At 71.1% G+C, this 10,492-nt stretch carries 9 protein-coding genes; 8 read left to right on the top strand and 1 reads right to left on the bottom strand.

All coding sequences use genetic code 11. The features are described 5' to 3' along the window. A partial coding sequence (locus Pen02_RS29800) for a HAMP domain-containing protein (protein ID WP_203869458.1) occupies positions 1 to 2,744 on the top strand: 2,744 nt, incomplete at its 5' end. Between the two features lie 79 nt (positions 2,745 to 2,823). Further along, on the top strand, positions 2,824 to 3,378 hold the full coding sequence (locus tag Pen02_RS29795) for a response regulator (RefSeq protein ID WP_203869457.1): 555 nt from the start codon (positions 2,824 to 2,826) through the stop codon (positions 3,376 to 3,378). A 257-nt stretch (positions 3,379 to 3,635) separates the two neighbouring features. On the opposite strand, the gene Pen02_RS29790 is transcribed toward Pen02_RS29795, so the two are convergent. Beyond that, the gene (locus tag Pen02_RS29790) at positions 3,636 to 3,971 is read right to left on the bottom strand and encodes an STAS domain-containing protein (RefSeq protein WP_203869456.1); all 336 of its coding nucleotides are present in this window, start codon (positions 3,969 to 3,971) and stop codon (positions 3,636 to 3,638) included. A gap of 166 nt (positions 3,972 to 4,137) precedes the next feature. Here Pen02_RS29790 and hemL point away from each other — a divergent pair, with 166 nt between their 5' ends. From hemL to ccsB, 6 genes are all read left to right on the top strand, one after another. Next, positions 4,138 to 5,475: a glutamate-1-semialdehyde 2,1-aminomutase gene (hemL, locus tag Pen02_RS29785; protein ID WP_203869455.1), complete on the top strand. Its 1,338-nt coding sequence runs from the start codon at positions 4,138 to 4,140 to the stop codon at positions 5,473 to 5,475. Between the two features lie 5 nt (positions 5,476 to 5,480). Then, positions 5,481 to 6,131, top strand: a complete 651-nt coding sequence (locus Pen02_RS29780) for a histidine phosphatase family protein (RefSeq protein ID WP_203869454.1) — start codon at positions 5,481 to 5,483, stop codon at positions 6,129 to 6,131. A 1-nt stretch (position 6,132) separates the two neighbouring features. Further along, positions 6,133 to 6,732: a TlpA family protein disulfide reductase gene (locus tag Pen02_RS29775; protein WP_203869453.1), complete on the top strand. Its 600-nt coding sequence runs from the start codon at positions 6,133 to 6,135 to the stop codon at positions 6,730 to 6,732. A 67-nt stretch (positions 6,733 to 6,799) separates the two neighbouring features. Beyond that, complete coding sequence (locus Pen02_RS29770) at positions 6,800 to 7,669, top strand: cytochrome c biogenesis CcdA family protein (RefSeq protein WP_203869452.1); 870 nt, start codon at positions 6,800 to 6,802, stop codon at positions 7,667 to 7,669. Between the two features lie 167 nt (positions 7,670 to 7,836). Next, on the top strand, positions 7,837 to 9,483 hold the full coding sequence (locus Pen02_RS29765) for a cytochrome c biogenesis protein ResB (RefSeq protein WP_239141516.1): 1,647 nt from the start codon (positions 7,837 to 7,839) through the stop codon (positions 9,481 to 9,483). Continuing rightward, positions 9,483 to 10,487 carry a c-type cytochrome biogenesis protein CcsB gene (gene ccsB, locus Pen02_RS29760; RefSeq protein ID WP_203869450.1) on the top strand — a complete coding sequence of 335 codons (1,005 nt, stop codon included), beginning with the start codon at positions 9,483 to 9,485 and terminating at the stop codon, positions 10,485 to 10,487. Before Pen02_RS29765 ends, ccsB begins: the two co-directional genes overlap by 1 nt. The last annotated feature ends 5 nt before the right edge of the window (positions 10,488 to 10,492 follow it).

Below are 10,492 nucleotides of genomic sequence, written 5' to 3'. Positions count from 1 at the left end.
AAGGAAAGCTCGGCGGCCAGGCCCAGGTACGCGGCGTCGCCGGCACCTGGCGCGACCTGACCGACAACGTGAACTCGATGGCGTCGAACCTGACCGCCCAGGTCCGGAACATCGCCCAGGTCTCGACCGCCGTCGCTCGGGGCGACCTGAGCCAGAAGATCACCGTGGACGCGCAGGGCGAGATCCTGGAGCTCAAGGACACCGTCAACACGATGGTGGACCAGCTCTCGTCGTTCGCCGACGAGGTGACCCGGGTGGCCCGGGAGGTCGGCACCGAGGGCAAGCTCGGCGGTCAGGCCCAGGTGAAGGGGGTTTCCGGCACCTGGCGGGATCTGACCGACAACGTGAACTCGATGGGCTCCAACCTGACCTCGCAGGTCCGGAACATCGCCTCGGTCACCACCGCGGTGGCCCGGGGCGACCTGTCGCAGAAGATCACCGTGGACGCGCAGGGCGAGATCCTGGAGTTGAAGGACACCGTCAACACGATGGTCGACCAGCTCTCCTCGTTCGCCCAGGAACTGACCCGGGTCGGCCGGGAGGTCGGCGTCGAGGGCAAGCTCGGCGGTCAGGCGCAGGTCAAGGGCGTCTCCGGTACCTGGCGGGACATCACCGAGAACGTCAACCAGCTCGCCTCCACGCTGACCACCCAGCTCCGGGCCATCGCCCAGGTCTCCACGGCGGTGACCACCGGCGATCTGACCCAGCGGATCACCGTGCAGGCGCAGGGCGAGGTCGCCGAGCTGAAGGACAACATCAACCAGATGATCGTCACGCTCCGGGAGACCACCAAGAAGAACGCCGAACAGGGCTGGCTCGACTCCAACCTGGCCCGGATCGGTGGCCTGCTCCAGGGGCAGCGGGACCTCGGCGAGGTCTGCCGCATGATCATGACCGAGGTGACCCCGCTGGTCGACGCGCAGCTCGGCGCGTTCTTCCTGGCCGACACCGACGAGGCGGTGATGCGGCTGCGGCTCACCGCGTCGTACGGCTACGTGGCCCGGCACCACGACGTCACGTTCGGCCCCGGCGAGGGACTGGTCGGGCAGGCCGCCCTGTCCCGCCGGACGATCCGGGTCGGCGCACCACCGAACGGCAGCCTGACGGTCCGCTCCGGACTCGCCGCCACCCCGCCGGCCGACCTGGTGGTGCTGCCGGTGCTCTTCGAAGGCGAACTGCTCGGCGTCATCGAGTTCGCCAGCGTCTCGCCCTTCTCCGACCTGCACCTGGCCTTCCTGGAGCGGCTGGTGCTGACCATCGGCATCGCGGTCAACACCATCCAGGCCAACCGGCGTACCGAGGAACTGCTCTCCCAGTCGCAGCGGCTCGCCCACGAACTCCAGGAACAGTCCGCCGAGTTGCAGCGGACCAACGCGGAGCTGGAGGACAAGGCGCAGCTCCTCTCCGAGCAGAAGGGCAACATCGAGACCAAGAACCGGGAGATCGAACTGGCCCGGATCGGTCTGGAGGACAAGGCGCAGCAGTTGGCCCGGGCGTCGGCGTACAAGTCGGAGTTCCTGGCCAACATGAGCCACGAGCTGCGTACGCCGCTCAACTCGCTGCTGCTGCTGGCCCGGCTGCTGGCGGACAACTCCGAGAGCAACCTGACCGAGAAGCAGATCGAGTTCGCCCGCACCATCCACAGTGCCGGCTCCGACCTGCTGTCCCTGATCGACGACATCCTCGACCTGTCGAAGATCGAGGCGGGCCGGATGGACGTCGAGCCGACCGAGGTGCGGTTCTCCGAGATCCGCGGCTACGTCGAGCAGGCGTTCGCGCCACAGGCCGAGGAGCAGGGCCTGGACTTCCAGGTACGCATCTCCAAGGACCTGTCGCCGACCCTGGTCACCGACGCCCAGCGGCTCCAGCAGATCCTGCGGAACCTGCTCTCCAACGCGGTCAAGTTCACCGACAACGGTGCAGTGACGCTGCGGATCGGGCCGGCGCCGGAGGGGGCGTTCTTCGACGTACCGGCGTTGGCGACGGCGAACCAGGTGGTGGCGTTCACCGTCATCGACACCGGCATCGGCATCTCGGACGACAAACTCGGGCTGATCTTCGAGGCGTTCCAGCAGGCCGACGGCACCACCAGCCGGCGGTACGGCGGGACCGGGCTCGGGCTGTCGATCAGCCGCGACCTGGCCCGACTGATCGGCGGCACCATCACGGTCTCGTCGGCACCCGGACAGGGCTCGACCTTCACCCTCTTCGTACCCGACGTGCTGGCCCCGGACGCGGTGGTGGCCCCGGTCCCGGTACCGCCGATGCAGGCGCCCCGGGGCGGGCTGCCCAGCATGCTGCGCGGCGCGACCGAGCCGGACCGGCCGATCACCCCGGCGGCCCGGCAGCTCGACGGCGCCACCGTGCTGATCATCGACGACGACGTACGCAACGTCTTCGCCCTGACCAGCGCGTTGGAGCTGCATGGCATGACCGTGCTCTACTCGGACAACGGGGTGGACGGGGTACGCCTGCTCGCCGAGCATCCGGAGGTGGACATCGTGCTGATGGACGCGATGATGCCCGACCAGGACGGCTACGAGACCACCCGGGCGATCCGCCGCAACCACCGGTTCACCGACCTGCCGGTGGTGTTCCTGACCGCCAAGGCGATGCCGGGGGACCGGGAGTCGGCGCTGGGTGCCGGGGCGAGCGACTACATCACCAAGCCGGTGGACCTGGACGAGTTGATCGAGCTGATGGCCTCCTGGGTCAACGGGGACGGACGGGAGGTCGAGGGGTGACCGTGATCGACACGGGGACGATCGGCGGCGACGCGACGACCAGCAGCGGTGGGACGGTCCGCGACGGGGGGACGATTCGGTGAGTGAGCTGGCCAAGGCACTGCTGGTCGACGACCGGCGGGAGAACCTGATGGCGCTCGAAGCGATCCTCCAGGGGCTGCCGGTCCAGTCGGTCGCGGTGGAGAGCGGCGAGGCCGCACTGAAGCAGCTCCTGGTGGAGGACTTCGCGGTCATCCTGCTCGACGCCCAGATGCCGGACATGGACGGCTTCGAGACCGCCAGCCACATCAAGCGGCGGGAGCGTACCCGGCACGTGCCGATCATCTTCCTGACCGCCGCCGACCGGGACGCCCAGCTCGCGTTGCGCGGGTACGCGGTGGGGGCGGTGGACTACCTGACGAAGCCGTTCGATCCGTGGGTGCTGCGGGCGAAGGTGTCCGTTTTTGTCGAGCTGTGGGTGAAGACCCGGCAACTCGCCGCACAGTCCGAGCTGGTCCGCGAGCGGGACAACCAGTGGCGGACCATGACCGAGGCGGTGGACGACGCGGTCGCGCTGCTGCGGTCGGACGATCCGGAGGGGCGGGATCGGGCGGTCGAGGTGTTGGAGCAGGCGCGCTGGGGGGCGGTGGCCTGACCCTGCGGTGGCCTGACCCTGCGGTGGTTCCTGATCTCGTCACGCGTCGGGGGTTCTTGTGAGGCTGCCGGGCGCGTGGGCGGCCTTTGGGTGCGGCCTTGAGGGGTTGGCTTGCGGGCCGTCGTGGGTGGGGTTGGGGGCCGGATCGCCCGCTCTGGGCGGTCAGGCTTGATCCCGACGCGGGCGATCCGGCCCCCAACCCCTGACGTGGTGGGGCGGGGTGCGTTCGTGCCAGCTTGTGTGGCTGCCTGGTCGGGTTAGCCGGTGGCTTGTTCGTTGCGGATCATCAGGGCGGAGCGCAGGCCGGTGATGTCCAACACGCGGAGCAGGAAGTCGCCGACGTTGGTCAGGATCAGCAGGCTCTGCGCGTGGCTGGCCTTGCGGCTGAGTACGACCAGAGTGCCGAGGCCCTGCGAGTCGCAGAACGTGACGTCGGTCAGATCCAGCACGATTCGGGACGGCGCGTCGGCGAGTATCTCGTTGACGACGCTGGAGAGCCTGGCGGCGGTGAGCATGTCGATCTCGCCGGCGAGGATGAGTGTCACCTCGTCGGTGCCGCGCTGCACGCCGATGGTCAGGTCCGCCCGGTTCACCCGATCAGCCTATCGCGACCTGACCGAACCGGCCTGTTGATGACCATCCGCCCCGCCGGTGCGGGGTGGGGTCGGGAGCGGGTTCGGGGTTGCCGGGGGTGACGTGGGCGACGGCCCGAGGGGTGGGTGCCGGGCGTACAGGTAGCGCTGACAGAATGGCGGCACCGTGAGTGAGACGTACCCCGCCGGCCCCGGTCGCTATCCGGCTGCGGCACCGGCCTCCCAGGCCCTGTTCGACCGCGCCCGCACCCTCGTGCCGGGCGGGGTGAATTCACCCGTGCGCGCCTTCCTGGCGGTTGGCGGCACGCCCCGGTTCATGACCCGGGGCGAGGGAGCGTGGCTCTTCGACGCGGACGGGCGGCGCTACGTCGACCTGGTCTGCTCGTGGGGGCCGCTGATCCACGGGCACGCCCATCCGGAGGTGGTGGCTGCGGTGCAGGCTGCCGCTGCCCACGGGACCAGTTTCGGCGCCCCGACCGAGGCAGAGGTCGAGTTGGCGGCCGAGATCGTTTCCCGCACTCCGGTCGAACAGGTCAGACTGGTCAACTCGGGGACCGAGGCGACCATGTCGGCGATCCGGCTGGCCCGGGGCTTCACCGGGCGGGGCAGGATCGTCAAGTTCGCCGGCTGCTACCACGGGCACGTCGACGCACTGCTCGCCTCGGCGGGGTCCGGGGTCGCCACCCTCGGCCTGCCGGACTCGCCGGGCGTGACGGGCGCGGCGGCGAGCGAGACGGTGGTGCTGCCGTACAACGACGTGGCGGCGGTGGAGGCGGTCTTCGCGGCCCAGGGGTCGGAGATCGCGGCGGTGATCACCGAGGCGGCGCCGGGGAACATGGGCGTGGTGGCGCCCCGGGACGGGTTCAACCAGGCGCTGGCCCGGATCGCCCACGCGCACGGCGCGCTGCTGATCGTCGACGAGGTGATGACCGGGTTCCGGGTCTCGGCGGGTGGCTGGGCCGGGCTCGATCCGGTCGACGCCGACCTCTACACCTTCGGCAAGGTGATGGGCGGCGGGCTGCCTGCGGCGGCGTTCGGCGGGCGGGCCGAGGTGATGGGGCGACTGGCTCCGGCCGGCCCGGTCTACCAGGCCGGCACGCTCTCCGGTAACCCGCTGGCCACCGCGGCCGGGCTGGCCTCGCTGCGGCTGGCCGACGCGGCGACGTACCGGCGGCTGGACGAAACGGCCGCCACCGTGGGCAAGCTGGCCGCCGACGCGCTGGCCGTCGCCGGGGTGCCGCACCGGCTGTCGTACGCCGGGAACATGTTCTCGATCTTCTTCACCGACGCGGACGTCTACGACTACGACACCGCGCGTACCCAGGACGTGGCGGCGTTCCGGGCGTTCTTCCACGCGATGCTGGCCGGCGGGGTCTACCTGCCGCCCAGCTCCTTCGAATCGTGGTTCGTGTCGACGGCGCTGGACGACGCCGCGCTGGAGCAGGTCGCGGTGGCGTTGCCGGTCGCGGCGGAGGCTGCGGCGGCGGCCGGTCACGGGGGGTAGAAAAGGTGGGCAGCACAACGGTCGTGCACGTGCTCCGGCACGGTGAGGTGTACAACCCGGAGAAGATCCTCTACGGCCGGCTGCCCGGTTACCGTCTCTCCGAGCTGGGTGTGCAGATGGCGAAGGCGGCGGCCCAGGCGCTCGCCGAGCGGAACGTCACGCACGTGGTGGCGAGTCCGCTGGAGCGGGCCCAGCAGACCGCGGAGCCGATCGCCGCGCAGTTCGGGCTGCCGGTCGGGGTCGACGAGCGGCTGATCGAGAGCGCCAACTGGTTCGAGGGCAAGCGGGTCTCGCCGGGTGACGGCTCGTTCCGGGACCCGCGCAACTGGTGGGTGCTGCGTGACCCGGTGACGCCGTCCTGGGGCGAGGCGTACACGGTGATCGCCGAGCGGATGTTCGCGGCCGTGCACGCGGCCCGGGTGGCGGCCGAGGGCCGGGAGGCGGTCTGCGTGTCGCACCAGCTTCCGATCTGGACCCTGCGCCGGTACGTCGAGCACAAGCGGCTCTGGCACGACCCGCGCAAGCGGCAGTGCGGGCTGGCCAGCCTCACCTCGTTCCACTTCGACGGCGCCAAAATCGTCGGGATCGGGTACACCGAGCCGGCCGCGCACCTGGTCGCCATGTCACCGACGGCCCGGACGGCCAAGGGAGCATGAGATGAGCCGCCCTCGGCGGGTCGCCGGCCTCGGCGTGCTGCTCGCCGTCACCGCGACGCTGGCTCTGGCCGGCTGCTCGGGCGGCGACGGCGGCGGAAGCGACTGGAAGGACGACTGCGCGACGAGGGACGGCATCGTCGAGTGCGCGCCGGAGCACCGGCCGGCGGCTCCGGCGGTCGCCGGAGAGCTGTTGACCGGCGGGGCGTACGACCTGGCCCAGGAGCGCGGGCAGGTGGTGGTGGTCAACTTCTGGGGCTCCTGGTGCGCGCCGTGTCGGGCGGAGGCCGACGACCTGGAGGCGACCTACCAGGCGACCAGGGACCGGGGCGTACGGTTCCTCGGGATCAACATCCAGGACGGGCGGGACAAGGCGAAGGCGTTCGAGGCGGCGTACAAGGTCAGTTATCCGAGCCTCTTCGACCCGCCGAGCCGGTTGGCGCTGGCCTTCGACATTCCGCCGAACTCCATTCCGGCCACCATCGTGCTCGACCGGGAGAACCGGATCGCGGTGGTGATCCGGGCCGGCGTCACCCGGGACAGGCTGGAGCCGATCGTCTCCCGGCTGGCGGACGAGAAGTCGTCGGGCGGGCCGGACCAGTGAGCCGGTGGGCGTCGCTCGGTCGGTCGCGGCTGGTGGGTCGGGCCGGGTTGACGGGCGGGCTGAACTGATGGGCGAGAGTTTCGCCGAGCTGGCGGTGAACGGGCCGGTGTTGCTGGCGATCGGGGCGGCTGCGTTGGCCGGGCTGGTGAGCTTCCTGTCCCCGTGCGTGCTGCCGCTGGTGCCGGGCTACCTGTCGTACGTGACCGGGCTGGCCGGCAGCGACCTGGAACAGCGCCGGGCCGCGACCGACCGGGCCGACGACGCACCCGGCGGCGAGCCGGCCGACGACGCACCCGGCGGCGAATCGGCCGGTGGCGGGCTGGCGGTGGCCACCCGGCCGGCTCGTACGCCCCGGGCGGTGCGGGGTCGGGTGCTGGCCGGCACACTGCTGTTCATCGCCGGCTTCACCGTGGTCTTCGTCCTGACGGCGGTGCTGGTCACCGCGTTGGGTCAGGCGCTGTTCGCGCAGAAGCGACCGCTGGAGATCGCCATCGGCGTCGTGATCGTGCTGCTGGGGCTCTCCTACCTCGGGCTGGTACCCGGGATGCAGCGGGAGTTCCGGATCCGCCGGCTGCCGGCGGCAGGGCTGCTCGGCGCACCGGTCTTCGGTGCGGTCTTCGCGCTCTCCTGGGTGCCGTGCGTCGGGCCGACCCTCGGTGCCGTGGTCGGGATGGGCACGGCCAGCGGTCAGGCCGACCGGGCCGCGCTGCTGGCCGCCGCGTACTGCCTGGGGCTGGGGCTGCCGTTCGTGGTGTTCGGGCTCGGCTTCTCCCGGCTGCTCGGGTTGTTCCGGGCGGTCCGCCGGAACAGCCGTTGGGTGACCCGGGTCGGCGGCGTGCTGCTGATCGTGATCGGGTTGGCCCTGGTCACCGGCGGCTGGCAGGACCTGGTGATCTGGTTACAGACCACGTTCGGGGTCGGCGAGGTGAGCATCTGATGTCGGTCGACGAGCGGGGCACGGGGTCGGAAGCCGCGCCGGCCGGCGTCGTCGAGGCCGAGCCGCCGGCGGCCGGCGGCCCGGGCGGGGTCGGTCAGCCGTCCCGGGTACGCCGTACCCCGCTGCCGCTGGCCCTGCTGCGCAACTCGTGGCGGCAGCTCACCAGCATGCGTACCGCGCTGATCCTGCTGTTCCTGCTGGCCGTGGCCGCGATCCCCGGCTCGGTACTCCCGCAGCGCAACATCAACATCGAGAACGTCAACCGGTACGCCGTCGAGCATCCCGACCTGTTCCCGGTGCTGGACCGGATCGGCGGCTTCGACGTGTACGCCTCGCCGTGGTTCTCGGCGATCTACGTGCTGCTCTTCACCTCGCTGGTCGGCTGCATCGTGCCCCGGCTGCGCGACCACGTACGCGCGCTGCGGGCCGCGCCGCCGCCCGCGCCGAAGCGGCTGGACCGGCTGCCGCAGCACGCCGTGCTTACCGACTCCGACGGCGACCTGGCCGCGATCGCGGCGGTGCTGCGCAAACGGCGCTGGCGGGTGGTGGTCCGGGACGACACGGTGTCGGCGGAGAAGGGTTTCCTCAAGGAGACCGGCAACCTGCTCTTCCACTTCTCGCTGATCGGCGTGCTGCTCGGTGTCGGCCTCGGCTCCTGGTACGGCTGGCACGGCAACCGGCTGCTGGTCGCCGGCCCGGACAACGCCTTCTGCAACAACCTCCAGCAGTACGCGGAGTCCAAGCTCGGACACCAGGTGGACGGCAGCGACCTGCCGCCGTTCTGCCTGGAGCTGACCGACTTCCACGCGGCGTTCCTGCCGACCGGGCAGCCGGAGTCGTTCCGGGCGACGACGCTGGTGGAGGAGGACGGTGCGGCGCCGCGCCGGGAGAGCTTCTCGGTCAACGACCCGCTCCGGCTGGACGGGGCCAGCGTCTACCTGCTCGGGCACGGCTACGCGCCGATCCTGCGCTACACCGACCGCAACGGCGAGGCGCAGGAGAGCGACGACGCGTTCCTGACCATCGACGGCAACCTGACCAGCGAGGGTGTGGCGGCCTTCCCGGACGTCAACCTCGATCCGGCGACCGGGGCGCGCAACCCCGACCTCCAGGTCGCCTTCGAGGGGCTCTACTTCCCGACCACGCCGGACTCGCCGCCGTTCGTCCGGTCGACGTACCCGGCGGAGCGGTCGCCGGGGGTGATGCTCTTTGCGTACCGGGGCAATCTGGGGCTGGACGCCGGGGTTCCGGGTTCGGTCTACCGGCTCGACCAGCGGCAGGTGAGCAGCGGCAGGCTGAAGCAGATCGGCGAGGGCAAGCTGTTGCGGCCGGGCGAGAAGTGGACCCTCGACGACGGCACGTCGGTGGAGTTCCTCGGCACCCGGAAGTACATCACCATCTCGGTCCGGTACGACCCCGGCGAGCGGATCGTGCTGATCAGCTCGGTGCTGCTGCTGGTGGGGCTGATGCCGTCGCTGTTCGGCCGGCGTCGCCGGGTCTGGTTCCGGATTTCTCCCGTACCGCCTGACGGAGTTTCGCCCGCTGACCCGCTTTCGCCGGCACCGGCCGGTGCGACCACGACAAGTCGTAGTAGTTTGGTGGAGGTCGGTGGCCTGCCGCGTACCGAGTACGCGGGGTTCGCCGACGAGTTCGACCGGCTCGTCGCCGCGACCCGACCCGAGGGGGGAAGACCCGACGGGGCACGGGACGACGGGGCACCAGAGGATGGTGCACCGGAGGACGGGGCACGGGACGACGGGACGCACCCCGGGCGGGCGCGGTCCGGCGGTGCGACGGAAGAGGGGACCGACTGATGGCAGCGCTGTCCGACCAACTACTTGTGGTCGCGATCCTGGGCTACCTGCTGGCGATGATCTGCCACGCCGTCGAGTACGCCTTCGGCACCCGCAGTGTCATCGGCCGGGCGGCGGCGCGGCCGGAGCGCGAGCGGGTGCTGGTCGGCGCCGGTGTCGGCGCGGCCGGCGGCTCCGCTCCGGTCGTCGGGACCAAGCTTCCCGGCGTCGACGTGCCGACCCCGGCCGGGGGGTCGCGGTCGCCCCGGGCGGTGCTGGCGGGCCGGGCCGCCGTCGCGTTCACCGTGCTCGGCGCCGTGGTCCACCTCGCCGTGCTGATCACCCGTGGCATCGCCGCCGAGCGCATGCCGTGGGGCAACATGTACGAGTACCTGCTCTCGGTCACCTTCGTCGGCGTGGTCGGCTGGCTGGTGCTGCTCTACCGGCGCCCGACGCTGCGGCACCTCGGGCTCTTCGTCGCGCTCGCCATGGTGCTGCTGCTGGCCGTCGCCGGGCTGGTGCTCTACGTGCCGATCGTGCCGCTGGTGCCGGCCCTGGACTCCTACTGGTTCGTCGTGCACGTGGCGACGATCGCCGTCTCCTCCGGCATCCTGCTGCTCGGCGCGGTGCCGGCGGTGATGTACCTGCTCCGGCACGGCTACGACCAGGGCAAACGGAGCTTCCCGTACAGCCTGGGTGCCCGGGTGCCGGCCGCCGACACGTTGGAGCGGCTGACCTTCCGGCTGCACGCGTTCGCCTTCCCGCTCTTCACCTTCGCGGTGATGGCCGGCGCGGTCTGGGCCGAGGCGGCCTGGGGGCGCTACTGGGGCTGGGACCCGAAGGAGATCTGGGCCTTCATCTCCTGGGTGGTCTACGCCGGCTACCTGCACGCACGGGCGACGCCGAGCGTGAAGCGCCCGGTGGCGACCTGGATCGCCGTACTCGGTTTCCTGACCATGCAGATGAACCTGTACGGCGTGAACATCTTCTTCGAGGGCCTGCACTCGTACGGCGGCCTCGACTGATCCTC

This window comes from Plantactinospora endophytica (genome assembly GCF_016862915.1).
Classification (GTDB): domain Bacteria; phylum Actinomycetota; class Actinomycetes; order Mycobacteriales; family Micromonosporaceae; genus Plantactinospora; species Plantactinospora endophytica.
The sequence above is the reverse complement of the archived record's forward strand: the minus strand, read 5'-3'. Positions and strand labels throughout refer to the sequence as shown.

Coding starts and splice junctions, on each gene's coding strand:
- Pen02_RS29775 (WP_203869453.1), top strand. CDS start 6,133: ATGAGCCGCCCTCGGCGGGTCGCCGGCCTCGGCGTGCTGCTCGCCGTC.
- Pen02_RS29770 (WP_203869452.1), top strand. CDS start 6,800: ATGGGCGAGAGTTTCGCCGAGCTGGCGGTGAACGGGCCGGTGTTGCTG.
- Pen02_RS29765 (WP_239141516.1), top strand. CDS start 7,837: ATGCGTACCGCGCTGATCCTGCTGTTCCTGCTGGCCGTGGCCGCGATC.
- ccsB (WP_203869450.1), top strand. CDS start 9,483: ATGGCAGCGCTGTCCGACCAACTACTTGTGGTCGCGATCCTGGGCTAC.